Source organism: Paraburkholderia sp. BL18I3N2 (assembly GCF_003001875.1).
Lineage (GTDB): Bacteria > Pseudomonadota > Gammaproteobacteria > Burkholderiales > Burkholderiaceae > Paraburkholderia > Paraburkholderia phytofirmans.
This window is the reverse complement of record NZ_PVNC01000003.1, coordinates 370,270-386,753: the sequence shown is the minus strand read 5'-3', so window position 1 is coordinate 386,753 and position 16,484 is coordinate 370,270. Positions and strand designations below refer to the sequence as shown.

The following is a 16,484-nucleotide window of genomic DNA, read 5'->3' as shown; positions in this document are numbered from 1 at the left end:
TGTTTTTGTCAGGTCGTGGACCCCGGGAAACTGGGTTCCGCTGCGATCCCGAATGCAAAATGCTTTTTACCTCGGCCACAGGTAGCTTTCGTTAGAATCTGTTTTGATCCTTATATCGTCTAAAACCGGAGACAAAACGTGCCAGGCTTACTTCCCGATGTCGACCCCGAGGGACTCCTCGAATATTCAGTCGTTTACACCGACCGATCCATCAATCACATGTCGCAGCTCTTTCAAGGAGTCATGCGTGATATTTCCGATTCTCTGAAGAAGGTCTACAACGCGAAGTCGGCTGTAGTCGTCCCGGGCAGCGGCACTTTCGGCATGGAAGCGGTTGCCCGGCAGTTCGCGACGAACAGGAAGTGTCTCGTCATCCGCAATGGCTGGTTCAGTTTTCGCTGGTCGCAGATTTTCGACATGGGCGGCATTCCCTCTGAAGCGATCGTGCTGAAGGCGCGCCCGGTCGAACAGGGGAGACAGGCCGCGTATGCGCCGCCGCCGATCGAAGAGGTGGTCGCTGCGATCAGGGAAAACAAGCCGGATCTGGTGTTTGCGCCGCATGTCGAAACCGCATCGGGGATCATGCTGCCGGACGCTTATATACGCGCGGTGGCCGACGCGGTGCATGCGGTCGGCGGCATGTTCGTACTGGATTGCATTGCCTCCGGCACGGTCTGGGTCGACATGCAGGCGAGCGGCGTCGACGTCCTGATCAGCGCGCCGCAAAAGGGATGGAGCGCGTCACCGTGCTGCGGGCTGGTCATGCTTAGCCCGCTTGCCCGCGAAAGAATCGATGCAACGACGAGCACCAGCTTCGCTTGCGATCTTCGCAAATGGCTGCAGATCATGGAAGCGTATGAGAACGGCGGGTTCGCGTACCACGCAACGATGCCCACGGACGGTCTCGCTACATTGCGTGACGTCATGAAGGAGACCGAGGCATACGGCTTCGATAAAGTGAGAACGGAGCAGCTTGAACTCGGCAAGCGCGTTCGCTCACTCCTTGCGGACAAGGGTTTCAGAAGCGTGGCGGCCCAAGGTTTCGAGGCTCCGGGCGTTGTTGTCAGCTACACGGACGATGATGGGATTCGATCCGGCAAGAAGTTCGCTGATGCAGGGTTGCAGGTCGCGGCTGGCGTTCCGCTTCAATGCGACGAGCCTGAGGATTTCAAGACCTTCCGTATTGGGTTATTTGGCCTGGACAAACTGCATGATGTGGAAGGTGCGGTGCAGAGGCTCGCGAAGGCGGTGGGCAGTATTGTTTAGTCCATCCAGATGGTTCAGGGATTGGGGTTCGCGTCCCTCCCGGAGGCCCGCGCCAGTGCTTGCGTGTCGATATATTCGCGGATATTCGTCAGTTTGCCGTTTCGAACGGTAATGGCGAATACCCAGTCGTCCTTGAACGTCCTGTTCGTGGTTTTGATTTTCCCGATAGCGACGCCGACGACCAGAACCCGGTCTCCCTGCGCCACGAATTCGGGGGGCTCTGGGTATGTCGTTTCCACCTCGTCGGAAGCCTTCTGAAGCACTTTCGCCAATCCCGCGTGCCCGCGGTGCGTGCCGGCCAGCGGCCAGTCTTCGCCCGGAATGATCCACTCAATATCTTCGGCAACCAGCGCCAGCACGCCTTGCTTGTCGCCGCTACCTATCGCTGCAAAGAAATCCTTTACGATCTGAATATTCTCTTCGGCGCTCATTGAATCTCTCCATTTCCTTTTATCGGATCGTGTCCGATCTAGTCGGCTACCTTGTGGATTTGCCGGCGAGGGCATCGCGCCAGATGAGCGGAGCGCGGCTTACCGCCGGCGCCGCGCTCGCTTCAATCAAACTGTGGCTGGCTCTTTGTCCACGAAGCAGGATCGCATCGAAACTTGCGACCACGACTCATCAGTCGAACTTGACCAGGTCCTTAAAGATCAGTTGACCCCAGCTATTTCCCCGCGCCTGCACAAGCAGTCCACCTTCCGAAAGGCCGCCGAGTTTGATCGGCGCGAAACCGAGATTTTCCGCAAGCGCACCAATCTCTTCTGCGGCGCCATCATCATCACTCGCCAGGAACACGACTCTCCTGCCACCATGTACGGCCGGATCCTGTCCAAGCACGGCAGCGCCCAAATGATTGAAGCCCTTGACCAGCCTGCCACCAGTGAACGTCTGCGCGACGACCCTGGAAGAAGGTTGTCCCCCCAGTTCCTCAGGGGACACGCCGTAGGCATTGGTCACATCGACGATAGTCTTCCCCTGCCAGGTGGACAGCGCCTTCGCGACATCCTGGTGCGACTTGAAACCGACAGCCAAAAAGACGATGTCCGCCTTGACCGCTTCCGCCAGTTTTTTGGGAATGATCTCGGGTCCGATCGCGGCCGCGGCGGATGCAAAGCTTTCCGGGTCGCGAGTGGTTGCAACGGACACTTCGATGCCTCTTCGGGCAAACGCCTTGGCAAGCGCCTGGCCGATCTTGCCGAAGCCAATAATTGCGTAGCTCATATATCTTCCCTTGGTGTGCGACGCCCTACGGGCTCCGAATATCGAATGGAGTGACCGGCGGGCGTAGCGTGTCAGAGTTGCGCCAGGCCGCCGTCAACGGCAACCTCGCTAGCAGTCATGAAGCTGCTGTCCGGCGACGCGAGAAAGGCGGCGGCCGCTGCGATCTCTGCCGGATCGGCCATGCGCTGGAGCGGAGTCATCGAGGCGAAGACCTTTTGGCCTTCCTCGCCTAGCGCTTCCTTCGCGAGTTCGGTCGCCGTCGCCCCGGGTGACAGCACGTTGACCCGGATGCCGGTGCCCTTCAACTCCTCCGCCCAGGTCCGTGCGAGGTTGCGCACTGCCGCCTTGCTCGCGCTGTAGGCGCTCATTGCCGGGGCGCCCGTGGTACCGGCGCTCGATCCGGTCAGGATTATCGAACCACCGTTGCCCATCAGCGGCAGCGCCTGCTGTACCGTGAAGATCGTACCCTTCACGTTGGTGTCGAAAGTTTCGTCGATGTGCACGGCGGTGATCTTGCCTAGCGCAAGCAGGCCTCCCGTCCCGGCATTGGCGAAAACGACGTCGAGGGTTCCGCGCTCGGCCTTCACCGCCGCGTAGAGTCGGTCGAGGTCGGCCAGATCGGAGACCGAGCCCTTCACCGCGCGGGCATTGGGCCCGAGCTCGGCAACAGCGGCGTCGAGTGCTTCCTGCCGCCGGCCGAAGATGAAGACAAACGCGCCTTCCTCGATGAAACGCTTTGCTGCGGCCCGGCCGATGCCGGTAGCGCCACCGGTGATGACGGCGGTCTTTCCATTCAGTCTGTTCATGTCATGCGTCCTTCGAAACAAAAGCGAGAGATACGATTCTGGACCTCTTGATCCATGAAGCCAATTGACTGAATATCTATAGCTGCCATCTACTTTTTAGATACGTATGCTTGATAACGTCACCATCAATCAACTTCGGGCCTTCGTTGCCGTGTGTGATCAGGGAAGCTTTTCCGGGGCTGCACGGGAGCTAAGGCGTGCACAGTCAGCGATCAGTCACGCGATCAACGCGCTCGAGAGTGCCTTCGATGTGTTGCTGTTCGAACGCAACGCCCGCAAAGCCACGCTTACAGCAGCGGGCCGTAGCCTCCTGCCTGATGCTCGTGCGGTGATCTCACGCACCGAGGAAATGAAGATGCGCGCGGTTGCGATTGCTGAAGCCGGGGTGCCGCAGGTCTCGATTGCAGTGGATACCTATTTTCCGCGCGCGCACCTGATTGAATGCCTGCGCAGGCTGCAGTCGGACTTTCCAACCGTTGCAATCAATCTGCGCATGACGACCATGCAAGGCGGCGAGCGCCTGGTTCTCGAAGGAACGTGCGCATTGGCGGTGACGATCACCGACGTGCCGGAGCTGAGCCCGGGTACCATAGAAAGGCAGTATTTATGTGAAGCGCAAATGGTGACTGTCTGTGCGCCGTCGCATCCGCTGGCCGCAATCGCGAGGCCGATCGCGCGGGAAGAATTTGGCCGGCACATCCAGCTCGTCGTAACCGACAATCAGCCCGATGCGGAAAAGACCCAACTGGGGGTCGCCGGTGAACGCCAGTGGCTGGTGAATGACCTCGGCGCGAAGCACGATTTGCTCAGGGGCGGCTTATGCTGGGGGCACATGCCGCATCATCTGGTCGCGCAAGACCTCGCGAACGGAACACTTGTCGAACTCCAACGGCGCGCATGGCACATGCGCGCCCTCACGTTCATGATCTCGCAGCGGCGCGGGTACGCATTTTCCGAATGCGAGACGCGGCTGGTTGCGCTTCTTGGCAATCGTCAACGCTTTTCGAAGGGGGCCAGCAAGCGCTCCGTCTCACGGGCAGGCAAAAAGAAATTGTGAAGGACGGCTACGCGTGAGCAATAGCCACCGAGGCCTGCTGTCGGACGCCGACGTTCACCATTACGCTAGGTGATCTGCGATGCGTTCGATGACGTAGTGCAGCTAGGCTCCGGGATCAATGCCGTTCAGACGTGCAGCACCGGTCAGACTATTCATGGCAGCCGCGCGTTCGCCGGCCAGAGTCGGCACCGGCGAATAAAAAATTCCGCCTTCCAATTGCTACACCGCGCAATGCGTGCTCGGCAAGGTGACGCCGTGAATCAGCAGTCCGTTTGACCGCCGCCGTCGACGCGTGCAACTGCAGCAGCGTTTATCGTCCAATGCAAGCCGCCTGCCAACCGAATTCTTCGGCATGCCTGACGGTATCGTAGCTACGTAGCTGAGCGCACGCACCGTCCGGGCCGCAGCAGCGTGACACTTCAACCATAGGCGGTGCTTATCATCCGAATAGTAAACCGGTCTTGGACGCTATATCCAAATCGCACCATGATCTCCTCAACCCCCGGTTTGAGGAGATGACGATGCAAGAGCTAATTGACGATTTTCCTGAATACCAAAAGGAATGTTTTCCGAAGCGCATCCAGGCCGTTCCAACGTATAAGAATCGCCGCCACGCCTGACGCGGGCTCCACCCGTGACAAGGATATTCATGTCCGCTCTAACACCTCATCTCACGAGACGGTTGACGTTACTGTTTGCGCTCGCCTCCGGCGTCATTATCGCGAACATCTACTATTCGCAGCCGCTCCTGGCAGCTATAGCGAGTACCTTCGGCTATAGTCCGGCCCGGCTTCTGGACGTGGGCGTCCAGGGCTTACACATCTCCAACCAAGGCGTGATGTATGCACTCGCACCAGACGCGCGGAGCCGCATCACGACGATTTATCTGACCTGCTATTTCATTGGCGGCGCAATCGGTTCAAGTGCGGCTAGTGTGGCTTATTACAAAGCGGGCTGGCTGGGAGTTTGCGTTGCTGGCGCCTTATTTTCGACGCTGTTGATCTTTAGCTGGCTGGCAGCGCATCGGCAAGGCCGGAGGCTCTGCCTTCAATGAGCTTGGGCAGATATCGAAGTTCGTCGTCTATTCCCATACTCGACACACATGCAGACGATCCGGTCTGCTCGACAGAGGTAAAAAACCATGAATGCATTTGTCAAACAGGCAAAAAGATCTGGCGTACTTTCCAGACTGTTGTTGGTATCGATTGTCATTGCTGCCGGCTTACCGGTGGCGGCTACGTCAACCTTCGCCGAAACCGGCAGTCAGTCTTCGCCCGGTAAGGACGCCGCGCCAGACGACTATTTTCACACTGGCGCGGGTGCGCGATATTTACGCCGTGCCGATGGGGAAATCGTCGTGCAGCCCCTGCGCGGAAATATCACCGTGCTAATGGGCTCCGGCGGCAACATTACCGTCCTGTCGGGCAAGGAAGGCAAGTTTCTGGTTGATGCGGGCATCAGCAAATCGCAGGAAAAGCTGCAAGCCGCGCTCGACAAGATCAGCCCCGTGCCGCTGAAATACGTAGTGAACACGCATTGGCATTGGGATCATACCGATGGCAACGCATGGATGCATGCAGCTGGCGCCACCATTGTTGCGCACGGGAATACCTTGAGGCATCTGACCGAGACTACGCATGTCAACGCATGGAATTGGACCTTCGATCCGGTGCCGGCAGGCGCGCGCCCAACCTTGATTGTGAATGACGAAAAGACCTTCACTTTCGCAGGAACGAAAATCGAAGTGGAGAATTTCGGTCATGGTCACACCGACGGTGACTTATGGGTCTACTTCAAAACAGCAGATGTGCTAGCGCTGGGAGACACTTTCTGGAACGGGATTTATCCGTATATCGACAATGAAGATGGCGGCAACATCGACGGGGCGATCCAATGGGCCGACAAGGCTGTGGCATTCACGACAGACCACACCATCGTCATTCCCGGCCACGGCGCGGTGGGCACGCGCGCCCAACTGATCGAATTCCGCGACATGCTTGTCACCGTGCGCAACAGCGTCGCAAGCCTGAAATCGCAAGGCAAATCACTGGACGAAATTATCGCGGCCAAGCCGACGGCGGCCTTCGACGCCAAATGGGGCAACTTTGTTTTCAATGGGAGCCAGTTCACGAAGATGGTGTACGTCGGCCTGCAATAAAAACTTCAAGGCTGGTAGTCGCGCTTTCTGCCGAAGAACATTGACGCGGATTCTTCTCGATCGATTCGGCCGGATCGGGACGAAGGCTCGGCTGCGTAATGTGGGTGGTGGTTATCACCCACCGAAAGAAGTTCCGGCGCCGTTAGCGAGCCCCCGCTACAAAACGTAAAGCCAGGCGAGCAACGTGAAGATTGAAAAGAGTGTAGTCATCGAAATCACTGCACCCACTACGTTCTTTTCGACGTCGTATTCGACCGCCAGCACGTACGCGCTCTTGGCCGTGGGGACGGCAGCACACACGACGGCGGCAACAGTAGCAGTCCGGTCGAGGCCAACCGCAAGGCAAAGCCCATAGACCACGAGCGGCATGATGGCCAGCTTGAGTGCCGTTAGCAACGCATAGAGACCGAGCCGCTCGCGCAGTTCGGCGATTGTCAGATCGAGTCCAATCGCGAATAACGCGCATGGCGTCAACGCTTCGCCGAGAATGGTGAGAAACGACACGACCGGTCCGTACAGTTTCAAATCGAGGATCGACCAAAGCAGTCCAAAAATCGTCGCGAGGATGACGGGATTGGTGGCGATCTGCCGCAACAGCGCAGCCGTTCGTATGTTGCGCGATGTATCGTATCGCCCGATCTCGAGCAGCAGAACCAGAATCGGAAACATGACGGCACCGACGAATACGGTCGCAATCGCCGCCGCGAGCACGCCCGCCTGGCCAAACAGGGTCTTCAATATAGGCAGCGCGACGAATCCGGTGTTCGTCATGGACACGCCGGCAGCCAGTATTCCGCTTTTCCCGACGCCTGCGCCCCACGCGATTCGCGCGAACATCATGACCGCCGCGAAGCAGACCATGGAGCCGCCGCCGAACGCCGCAAGAAAGCGCCAGTCAAGGAGCGAGTGAAGCGCCTCATCGGCGATCGTCAGGAACACCAGGCAAGGCATCGCCACGTAGTAGGCAAAGCGCATCAGCGGTGCGGCCAGCGCGCGCGGCATGTAGCCGGAGGCGCCGGCAACCCACCCGAACAGAATGATGGCGAAGATCGGAAGTATGGTGCCGGCGAGATGCATCGTGACCTCCCGTAGCGATGGGACCTGGGCGCATCAACGCTCATCCCGGACTGGACGTCATTGTCGGAGAAAACGTGGCGCAACGTGCGCATCGATCGACAGACTTCAGCGCGGCACAAGCACGGTCCGCGTCCGCAATTTTTCTATTGCGCCGTTTGCTGGCGCTGGTATTCGTTCTTTTTCATCTGCAAATACTCTTGCCGGCTCACCTCATGCAATTGCCGCGGGTACTGCTCTGTCGCATCGAACCATGTCGCAAAGCGTTGATCGACACGTTTGTCGGCAGGCAGGGAAAGCGAACCCAGGTACGCGTCGATGGCGAGGTAATAACGCATCGTATTGCGCTCGACGAGGCCGCGCACACCGCCCACGTAATCGCCGTTTGACGCCTGCGTAAAGCCCACTTTTGCGCTGCCGATGGTCGCGAGATAGGTCTTCATTGCGATGCGTCCCGCCATGCCGAATCCGTACGAATACGTGAGATGCAGGAACGTGCGCCCTTTGCCGATATCGACGGCTTCCAGCACGATGCGGTAGTCCTTCGTGCTGAGCGGTCCTTCCGCGGCGCTTAAATCGACCTGGAAGTAGTCGGGGCTCGTCGCGACTGAACGGTAGTCGAGCTGCACACGCGACGTGTCACCGAGTTCCTGTTCCGTCTTCTTGCCGACGTTCATGCTGATGGTCGCGCCATTGCTGCCAGAACTGGCATGACAGTACTTCGTGTTCAGATGCAGGATCAGCACGTCGCACCAGGTCGCGGGGCCTCGCTGCGGGTCGTTGAATGCGCTGTTGACGGTCGCGAACGGAAAATCGACAACGGCATAGATATCGCCCTTCAACGCGTTCTGTGTTTCTTGCGAGTCAAGATGGATCGGGCGATGAAACACGTTCGACTTTAGTTGTGGCGCTAGCGTGTCGTACTCGCCTTTGAGCGCGGTGGCATTGTCGTCGGCCCATGTGAGCCCGCCGGGCCAGAGACCCGACAGCGTGAGCGCAACGAGTGCGAGCCGTTTGATGATTCGCGTGATCCGCTGGGTGTTCATGAAAACACGCTCCTGCTGGTTGGATGAAATTCGCGCTCCCGGGCAGCGCAGCCGCTCGTTGCCGCGGTACGACCTCTCGTATGAATGTTACAGCCGAAGCGGAATCAACAGTCCCTTCCGTCCATGATCTGCTTGGCGCGCATGCCTGAAAGCCACCGGTCAGTCCTATTTCTTTTTCGCGGACCTTGTTTTGCGCTCGTGCGCCGCCGTATCCGCGAACAGATCGATTACCGCCCCGCGCAGCCAGCGATTCGCTTCGTCCTGCTGGACCCGTGCGTGCCAAAGCAGATGAATCGGCGCGGCGGGCAGCGCCACGGGCAACGCGCGCAGGCCAAGCGAAAATGGCTCGGCCAGTTGCAGCGCGAGTCGCTCCGGCACCGTGGCGATCAGATCGGTGCGTTGCAGGATATAGCCCACGCTCATGAAATGCGGCACCGTCAGTCGAACCTGGCGCCGCACACCGCGCCGTTTCAGCCAGTCGTCGACCTGCCCATGCCCCGTGCCTGCTGACACCACGACGAGATGTTCAGCGTCGCGCCAGGCAGCGAGTGTCAGCGGCGCGTCCTCGAGCGGGTGGCCTCGCCGGAATGCGCAAACATAGGGTTGATCGAACAGGCGGCGCTGATAAAAGCCGCCCTGGAGTTGTGGCAGCAAGCCTATGGCGAGATCGACCCGGCCGTCGGCCATCTCGTCGCGCAGATTGACGCTCGCGTTGCGGACCGTGTTAAGCGCGATGCCCGGTGCTGCGTGCGAAAGGCGTTCGACCAGCGCGGGCAGGAATACGACCTCGCCGATATCGGTCATTCCGATCGTCATGGTGCGCGTGGCAATTAGCGGATCGAAACCACTTTCGGGGTTGAGCGCAGCGTGAAGCGTCGCGAGTGCCTGCGAGACGGGTTCAGCCAGACGCAGCGCGAACGGCGTGGGTATGACACCGCCTGGCCCGCGCACGAATAACGGATCGCCAAGCCGGCGACGCAGCTTCGCGAGTGCATTGCTGACGCCGGGCTGGCTCATGTTCATCTGCTCGGCGACGCTCGACACGCGCCGCTCCTGCATCAGCCGCTGAAAAAGCAGCAGCAGGTTGAGGTCGACATCGCTCAGTTCCATAGCTTCGACATGACGGACTCTCATTCCTTTGAGTGATGAAGCAGATTCTTGCCATTTTATTGCAGGATGAACGCCCCGTACTGAGAATACCTGCACGGCGCACACATTCGATGCGACCTTGGCGCGCACCACGCCACCCCAGAGCGGTTGACCGAGATATTGGAGACACTTTCATGAAACAGATGGATCTGAAGATTGCCATCGTCGGCGCGGGCATTGGCGGCCTCACGCTTGCGCTCGCGCTGCGCGAACATGGAATCGATGTGCAGCTCTACGAGCAGACCGACGAACTGCGCGAGGTGGGAGCGGCCGTTGCGCTATCGGCCAATGCCACGCGTTTCTACGAACGCATGGGACTGCGCACGGCTTTCGACGCCGTGTGCGCCGAGATTCCGGGCCTGATCTATCGCGATGGACGCAGCGGGGAAGTCATCGGACACCACCGCGGCGCACCCAGCTATCGTGAGCAATTCGGCGGCTCGTACTGGGGCGTTCATCGTGCGGATCTGCAGGCCGTGTTGTCGAAGGCCGTCGGCCTCGAGCGCATCAACTTGAGCCATCGGCTCGTCGATCTCACACAGCAACCGGATCGCGTCAGCCTCGCTTTCGACAACGGTCGGCGTATCGAGGCGGATCTGGTGGTCGGCGCCGACGGAGCGCGCTCGATCACGCGGCGCTGGATGCTCGGCTACGACGACGTTTTGTACTCAGGCTGTTCAGGTTTTCGCGGTGTGGTGCCGGCCGGGCGCATGGACCTGCTGCCCGATCCCGAGACCATCCAGTTCTGGATCGGACCACAGGGCCATCTGCTGCACTATCCGATCGGCGACCAGGGCGATCAGAACTTCCTGCTGGTCGAGCGTCATCCATCGCCGTGGCCGTCGCGTGACTCGGTCATGTCAGCTAGCGAGGGTGAGCAACTGCGCCTGTTCAAGGACTGGCATCCGGCCGTGACGCAGATGATCACCGCTGTGCCGATCAGCCAGCGCTGGGGGCTTTTCCATCGTCCGCCGCTGGGCCGATGGAGCAAGGGCCGCGTGACCCTGATCGGCGACGCCGCGCATGCGCTAGTGCCACATCACGGTCAAGGCGCCAACCAGTCGATCGAGGATGCCGTCGTGCTGGCCGGGCAACTCGCCAAGGCCGGCCCAGGTAATTGGCGGGAGGCGCAGGAAGCCTACGAGCGCTTGCGCCGGGGCCGCACGCGCAAGGTGCAGTACGCGTCGATTTCCACGGCGGACGTGCTGCATCTGCCCGACGGGCCGGCCGCGCAGGCGCGCAACGCGCGCCTCGGCGCACGCGACAGTGTGCTAAATCATCTGGAATGGATTCACGGTTTCGACGCCCTCACAGAAGAGCCGAACGAACGTCAGGGTGGTACCTGGCTTTAAAGCCACGATGCTTGCTTGCTGGCGGCGGCGCGAAGACTTTCTGCGTGGCGCGCGGAAGCGCAGGGCAAAAATGTGAACGCAGAAAATCCCGCAACCGTAAGAGTTGCGGGCTAACTAATTGCAGTTTGCAAACAGGTACTCAGAACCGGTAGCTCACCCCGATCTGCAACACCGGATAAAGCTTGTAGCGCTCCACCTTGTCGCTGATCTTGCGTTCCTGCTCGTCGATGTTCGACTGCGGCGTGAACATCGAGTAGATCGCCGGCACGTTGTAACTGGCGCGCGGGCGCCCGTACGCCACGCCGAGGTCGACCGTCATGCCGAACCCCTTCGAGACCGGCTTGTGCCCGTAACCGATGCCCAGGTAAGGCATCACGCGCGGCAGCGTGACCGTCGCCGAGGGCGCGGCGCCGACTGCCGGTACGAAGTCGTCGCCGATCTTATAGTTGCCTTGTGCGTTCGGCACGGCATGCGCGCTCAGTTCGTCGTCGTTGATGAGCGCGCCGGCCGTCACGCGAAAGCCGCTGGAGCTGAACGGGAACAGATCGAGATACAGGCCGCCTTGCAGGAGTTTGAGATGGCCGTCGTACTCGTTGTCGTTGGCGTGGACCGAATGCGACAAGCCGAAACCTTCGATTTCCGCATGCACGCCCGCCCATGAATTCAGCGGCAGCGCCGCTCCGACACCGGCGCCGAGCGTACCGCCATGCACATACACCTCCTGCGCCTGTGCTGCGCCCATCATTATCGTCGCTGCCATCGCGACCACAGCCGCATTCTTTACCCGTTTCACCGCACCGTCTCCCGACAAGGATTATTTCCGTGTGGCGACTGTACGGTTTAACCATGCGGTTCAAATGAACGAATAGCGGGCAGTTGTGGCGGTTCCTCGCGCTCAAGTTTCATGGTTCGAAGAAAACGGAATTTATGACCTGTAATTCCTGCCGAACTGGCGATTAAATCGCAAGTGGTGCGCAGAATAGCCTTGTTTTAAAGGGCTATTCGGTGAATCGAACAGAATGCCGCGCTTCGATAATGACTCTCGCAGAAGACCCGTTTGCCACGCACACGGCACTCGAGAAATGGGTCATTCATCTGATAAAAGGAGCGCGCTGCGCTTCATTTTGCGTGTGTCGTGATGTGTGCGCGACCGGCTTTATGGATCTGGAGCAGTTATGGTTTTGTCTCAGGCGTCGCGATCGTTCGGCATCGCGGTCGTTGCAACTGCAACGGCTTTATTGAGCGCGTGCGGTGGTTCGGGCGGCAGCAGCGCCAACACCGGCAGCAACGTGCTGAAGTTGTCTTCGGCGGTGCAAAGCGAGCATGTCGCGCGCTATGCCGGCGCGTTCGGCATGTTGTCGGGGCCGGGCGTCGCGGTGATCTATACCTCGGTGGTGCAGTCTCTGGTGACGGGTGTCACGGCCGGCACGCCGAATAGCACGACCGCTTGCCCGGTCGGCGGTTCGATCAGCGTGGCGACACAGAGTGCGGGCGCGAGCGGCCTGCAAAGCGGCGAGACCGCGGCCGTCAGCTTTAATCAGTGCGTTGGACAGGTGAAGGCGCCCGGCGTATCTGACAGCGCCTCGATTACCGGCACGGTGAGCGTGCAGATTCAGAGCTCGCAGGGCGTGGTCGGCAAGGCGTCGAACGACTGGTCTTACACCGCTGTTGAAACCGCCAACGCGTTGACGCTGGTTTCCGCGAACAGCACGACCGTGGTGAACGGCACGGTCAGTTTCACCATGAGCTACGACGCGAAAACGGGCGTCACCACCACCACCGCGAGCGCGCCGACCGTGACGCTGAGCCGTTCGCAACCGGCGGGTTCGGGCAACATCAGCGGCACCATCACGATTACGTCGCTGAATTACTCGCGCGTGCACGGCACGGATCCGGTCACGGACACGCTCACCACCAGCGGCAGCATCAGCGTGAACGTGGCCGACGCGGTGATCGCCTTCAACGTCGCGACGCCGGCACCGGTCACGATCAGCGGGGGCAATGTGCAGGCCGGCATGATTCAGTTGTCGACGAACGATACCGTCGAGACCATCACGCCGAAAGACGCGTCGACGGTCGGCATCACAGTGACATCGAACGGGCAGACGGGGACTTACACGGAAAGCGTGAACACGTTCCGCGCGCTGGTGAGCGGCTGAGCGAAGAAGCGGACTGACGTGGAGAGCAGGGAGCGGGTTGCGGCAACGTGACGGTCGAAGGACCGGTTGCCGCAACCGTGAGACGCATGCGCGAAAGGCATGCGCGAAAAAGTGCCGCTTACTGCTTGATGCCTTCGGCCTGAATGTGCAGTGTGGTCTGCATCTTGAAGCCGTAGGTCTTGCCGAAGTCGACGCCGAAGTCGTCGCGATTGAACGTCGCGGTCGATTCCGTGCCGCACACTTCACGCTTGAGCATCGGGTTCATGATGCACTTGAACGATTCGATCTTCAGATTGACCGGCTTGGTGATGCCGTGCATGGTCAGCGTGCCGATCACTTCCACCGGCTTGTCGCCGTCGAAGCGGATCTGCGTGCCCTTGTAGGTCGCGGTGGGGTACTTCGCGGCGTCGAAGAACTTGTCCGTGACCAGTTCCGCGTCGAGCTTGTCGTTGCCGATATCCACCGAGCTCATGTCGATCGTCACGTCGACCGTGCCGGTCTTCGCCGCGCGATCCAGTACCACGGTGCCGCTGCTCTTCTTGAACTTGCCGCGCCAGATCGACAGGCCGCCGAAGTGGTCGGTTTCAAAGCTCGGGTACGTGTGCGTCGGGTCGAGCTGATAGGTATCGGCTGCCATGGCGTTGAACGACAACGCGGCGGCCAGCGCGCCTGCGGCGAGCAAAAGTTGTTTCTTCAAGGTGTTCTCCAGGTTTCAGATAGTGCTGCGACGCTTCGTGTCGAGTTATTTCTTCGAAGCGACGATGTGAAATTTGATGACGACTTCGTCGGCGACCACTGACGTATCTTTCCATTCGCCAGTACCCACGTCGAATTGCGAGCGCTTGATCGGCAACGCGCCGTCGAAGGTCTGCGTGGCGCCCTGGCTGGCGATGGTGACGGGCACCACGACGGTTTGCGACTTGCCCTTGATGGTGAGCTTGCCGGTGATCTTGTACTGGTTGCCGCCCGCCGGCGCGATCGCGCTGGAGACGAAGGTCGCGGCGGGGAAGGTGGCGCTGTCGAACCACTCCTTGCCTTGAGCCTGCTTGTTGTAGTCTTCGGCGCCGAGGTCGTAGCTGCCGGTGTCGATCGACACATTGGCGCTGCCGGCGGTCGGCTTGGCCGGATCGAAATTGAGTTGCGCCGAGAACTTCCTGAACTTGCCGTCGACGGGCACGTTCATCTGTTTCGTGGTGGCGATCACGCTGCTCTTGCTCGTGTCGACATCGGCATGCGCGAGACTTGCGCCGAACAGCGAGAAGGCCGCGATGCCGGCGAGCGTCACGCGTTGAACGGAGTGGTAAAGGTTTGTTTTCATGGTGGTACGCATCCTATCGAACCCGCGTGCGTTGATTGCACACCGTTGGGAATTAAATTGTCAACAAGCCGTAGCCAATCACCGGCTGTTACTTGAGGAATGGAATCATCCGGGCCAGCAATCCGTCGCGGTCGACGAATTGATGCTTGAGCGCCGCCGCCACGTGCATCGCCACCAGCGCGAGCAATGTGTAATTGAGCAGGATATGGACGGTGCGCAGGCTCGCCTTGAGCGCCTGATCCGGGCCGATGATGGTCGGCAGAGGCACGATGCCGAGATACACGACCTGAATGCCGGCGGCGGAACTATAGAAGTAGCCGGACAGCGGAATCGCCAGCATCAGCACGTACAGCACGCTGTGCACCAGATGGGCGGCGGCCTTCTGCCATGCGGGTGTGCTGCTATCGAGCGCCGGCGCGCGGTGGGTGGCGCGCCACAGCACGCGGGCCACGGCGAGTGCGAACACGGTCACGCCGATCCACTTGTGCCAGGAGAAATACTTGAGCTTGGTGGGCGTGAAGCCGGGAATATCGGTCATGATCCAGCCGATATAGAAGCCGCAGATGATCAACGCCGCGATCAGCCAATGCAACGCAATGGCGGCGCCGTGGTAGCGGTCTGAACGGACAGGGCTGGAATTCATACTTTGACGTTCTACGGTTATCGGGTATGCAGGTGAAGGCGAATAGTAGGGATGCCAATGAAAACTGAATAGCCGGGGAGAAGGGAACAGATTGTTGTAGCCGTGACGCTAATGTCGCTGGAATAAAACGGTGCGGCGGCTGTAATGGGCCGCGAGGTCGTCCGCTGTGTTAATTTGCCGGCTGAACCGCGAGGAGAGTTGAGACCGATGAACAGGCTTGAGAACAACAACATCGCGCTGGGCGCGGATTTTTTGCGGCACGAGACTACACCCGCGGCACCTGTCGCGGCCGGGGTGGAAGGTTACATGGAGCACGACGCGGCTGTCTACCGCACATTGCTCGAATCGACTAAAGCGATTCCGTGGAAGATCGATTGGGCGACCATGGAGTTCGCCTATATCGGCCCGCAGATCGAAGCCCTGCTGGGCTGGGCGCCGTCGAGCTGGAAAACCGTGCAGGACTGGGCCGCGCGCATGCATCCCGAGGACCGCGAGAAGGTGGTCGAATTCTGTGTCGCGCAATCGCAGGCGGGCACCGATCACGAAGCGGACTACCGCGCGTTGACGAGCCAGGGCGAATACGTGTGGCTGCGCGACGTAGTGCATGTGGTGCGCGACGCGCGCGGCGACGTGGAGTCGCTGGTCGGATTCATGTTCGATATCAGCGAGCGCAAGAAGACCGAGGAGAAGCTGGCCGCCTTGCAGCGGGAACTCGAGGCGCTGTCGTTCAAGGACAGCCTGACCGGCGTCGGCAATCGCCGCGCGTTCGACGCCAGCCTGGAGCGCGAATGGAGCGCGGCTTTGCGTCATGCGGCGCCGCTCTCGCTGATCATGGTCGATATCGACTTCTTCAAGTCGTACAACGACTACTACGGTCACGTGCAGGGCGACGAGTGCCTGAGGCGGGTGGCGGGCGTGCTGAGCGGCGCGGTGCGGCCGGGCGACTTTGTCGGCCGCTTCGGCGGGGAAGAGTTTGTGCTGATCCTGCCGAACACCGGCGCCGACGCCGCTCGCCAGGTGGCCGAGCGTTGCCGCAACCGCATTGCGACCGAAGAGATCGCGCATGAACGCTCGCCGTTCCGCCAGACGGTGACCGCCAGCTTCGGCGTCGGCACCACGATTCCGGCCGCGGCGGCCGATCTGGTGGCCTTCGTCAATCTGGTGGATACGCAGCTGTACCACGCAAAGGACAACGGCCGCGATTGCATTGCGGCGGTGAACCGCGTGGGATGAAG

At 60.2% G+C, this 16,484-nt stretch carries 17 protein-coding genes; 7 read left to right on the top strand and 10 right to left on the bottom strand.

The window, feature by feature from the left end:
* Nucleotides 1-138 precede the first annotated feature (138 nt).
* The gene (locus tag B0G75_RS11440) at nt 139-1,266 is read left to right on the top strand and encodes an aminotransferase class V-fold PLP-dependent enzyme (RefSeq protein ID WP_106304700.1); all 1,128 of its coding nucleotides are present in this window, start codon (nt 139-141) and stop codon (nt 1,264-1,266) included.
* A gap of 14 nt (nt 1,267-1,280) precedes the next feature.
* Here the strand turns inward: B0G75_RS11440 and B0G75_RS11435 are convergent, their stop codons facing one another.
* The 3 genes from B0G75_RS11435 to B0G75_RS11425 all read right to left on the bottom strand — a co-directional run bounded on the left by B0G75_RS11435 (nt 1,281) and on the right by B0G75_RS11425 (nt 3,293).
* Nucleotides 1,281-1,697: a nuclear transport factor 2 family protein gene (locus B0G75_RS11435; RefSeq protein WP_106304697.1), complete on the bottom strand. Its 417-nt coding sequence runs from the start codon at nt 1,695-1,697 to the stop codon at nt 1,281-1,283.
* 190 nt (nt 1,698-1,887) lie between these two features.
* On the bottom strand, nt 1,888-2,529 hold the full coding sequence (locus B0G75_RS11430; RefSeq protein WP_374956889.1) for an NADPH-dependent F420 reductase: 642 nt from the start codon (nt 2,527-2,529) through the stop codon (nt 1,888-1,890).
* A 29-nt stretch (nt 2,530-2,558) separates the two neighbouring features.
* A complete protein-coding gene (locus B0G75_RS11425; RefSeq protein ID WP_106304691.1) occupies nt 2,559-3,293 on the bottom strand; it encodes an SDR family NAD(P)-dependent oxidoreductase in 735 nt (244 codons plus the stop codon).
* Between the two features lie 106 nt (nt 3,294-3,399).
* On the opposite strand from B0G75_RS11425, the gene B0G75_RS11420 reads away from it, so the two are divergent.
* The 3 genes from B0G75_RS11420 (at nt 3,400) to B0G75_RS11410 (ending at nt 6,508) form a co-directional block, all read left to right on the top strand.
* Entirely contained in the window at nt 3,400-4,350 is a 951-nt protein-coding gene (locus B0G75_RS11420; protein ID WP_106304688.1) for a LysR family transcriptional regulator, read from the top strand.
* Between the two features lie 649 nt (nt 4,351-4,999).
* Nucleotides 5,000-5,404, top strand: a complete 405-nt coding sequence (locus tag B0G75_RS11415; RefSeq protein ID WP_181309228.1) for a hypothetical protein — start codon at nt 5,000-5,002, stop codon at nt 5,402-5,404.
* Between the two features lie 87 nt (nt 5,405-5,491).
* Nucleotides 5,492-6,508 carry an MBL fold metallo-hydrolase gene (locus tag B0G75_RS11410; protein WP_258194393.1) on the top strand — a complete coding sequence of 339 codons (1,017 nt, stop codon included), beginning with the start codon at nt 5,492-5,494 and terminating at the stop codon, nt 6,506-6,508.
* Nucleotides 6,509-6,664: 156 nt separating this feature from the next.
* On the opposite strand, the gene B0G75_RS11405 is transcribed toward B0G75_RS11410, so the two are convergent.
* The 3 genes from B0G75_RS11405 to B0G75_RS11395 all read right to left on the bottom strand — a co-directional run bounded on the left by B0G75_RS11405 (nt 6,665) and on the right by B0G75_RS11395 (nt 9,738).
* Nucleotides 6,665-7,585 (bottom strand): AEC family transporter, encoded by a 921-nt coding sequence (locus B0G75_RS11405; RefSeq protein ID WP_106304685.1) that lies wholly within the window; start codon nt 7,583-7,585, stop codon nt 6,665-6,667.
* 143 nt (nt 7,586-7,728) lie between these two features.
* Nucleotides 7,729-8,628 carry a hypothetical protein gene (locus B0G75_RS11400; RefSeq protein WP_106304682.1) on the bottom strand — a complete coding sequence of 300 codons (900 nt, stop codon included), beginning with the start codon at nt 8,626-8,628 and terminating at the stop codon, nt 7,729-7,731.
* A gap of 165 nt (nt 8,629-8,793) precedes the next feature.
* Nucleotides 8,794-9,738: a LysR family transcriptional regulator gene (locus B0G75_RS11395; RefSeq protein ID WP_106304679.1), complete on the bottom strand. Its 945-nt coding sequence runs from the start codon at nt 9,736-9,738 to the stop codon at nt 8,794-8,796.
* Nucleotides 9,739-9,911: 173 nt separating this feature from the next.
* On the opposite strand from B0G75_RS11395, the gene B0G75_RS11390 reads away from it, so the two are divergent.
* Nucleotides 9,912-11,129: an FAD-dependent monooxygenase gene (locus B0G75_RS11390; RefSeq protein ID WP_106304676.1), complete on the top strand. Its 1,218-nt coding sequence runs from the start codon at nt 9,912-9,914 to the stop codon at nt 11,127-11,129.
* Between the two features lie 139 nt (nt 11,130-11,268).
* Here B0G75_RS11390 and B0G75_RS11385 read toward each other — a convergent pair whose 3' ends face one another.
* On the bottom strand, nt 11,269-11,889 hold the full coding sequence (locus tag B0G75_RS11385; RefSeq protein WP_106304673.1) for a hypothetical protein: 621 nt from the start codon (nt 11,887-11,889) through the stop codon (nt 11,269-11,271).
* 415 nt (nt 11,890-12,304) lie between these two features.
* On the opposite strand from B0G75_RS11385, the gene B0G75_RS11380 reads away from it, so the two are divergent.
* Nucleotides 12,305-13,288, top strand: coding sequence for a hypothetical protein (locus B0G75_RS11380; protein ID WP_106304670.1), 984 nt, complete (start codon nt 12,305-12,307; stop codon nt 13,286-13,288).
* Between the two features lie 118 nt (nt 13,289-13,406).
* On the opposite strand, the gene B0G75_RS11375 is transcribed toward B0G75_RS11380, so the two are convergent.
* The 3 genes from B0G75_RS11375 to B0G75_RS11365 all read right to left on the bottom strand — a co-directional run bounded on the left by B0G75_RS11375 (nt 13,407) and on the right by B0G75_RS11365 (nt 15,249).
* Nucleotides 13,407-13,985: a YceI family protein gene (locus B0G75_RS11375; protein WP_106304667.1), complete on the bottom strand. Its 579-nt coding sequence runs from the start codon at nt 13,983-13,985 to the stop codon at nt 13,407-13,409.
* A gap of 45 nt (nt 13,986-14,030) precedes the next feature.
* On the bottom strand, nt 14,031-14,606 hold the full coding sequence (locus tag B0G75_RS11370) for a YceI family protein (RefSeq protein WP_106304664.1): 576 nt from the start codon (nt 14,604-14,606) through the stop codon (nt 14,031-14,033).
* A gap of 88 nt (nt 14,607-14,694) precedes the next feature.
* Nucleotides 14,695-15,249 (bottom strand): cytochrome b, encoded by a 555-nt coding sequence (locus tag B0G75_RS11365; protein ID WP_106304661.1) that lies wholly within the window; start codon nt 15,247-15,249, stop codon nt 14,695-14,697.
* 207 nt (nt 15,250-15,456) lie between these two features.
* On the opposite strand from B0G75_RS11365, the gene B0G75_RS11360 reads away from it, so the two are divergent.
* Nucleotides 15,457-16,482 carry a sensor domain-containing diguanylate cyclase gene (locus tag B0G75_RS11360; RefSeq protein ID WP_106304658.1) on the top strand — a complete coding sequence of 342 codons (1,026 nt, stop codon included), beginning with the start codon at nt 15,457-15,459 and terminating at the stop codon, nt 16,480-16,482.
* Nucleotides 16,483-16,484: the final 2 nt, after the last annotated feature.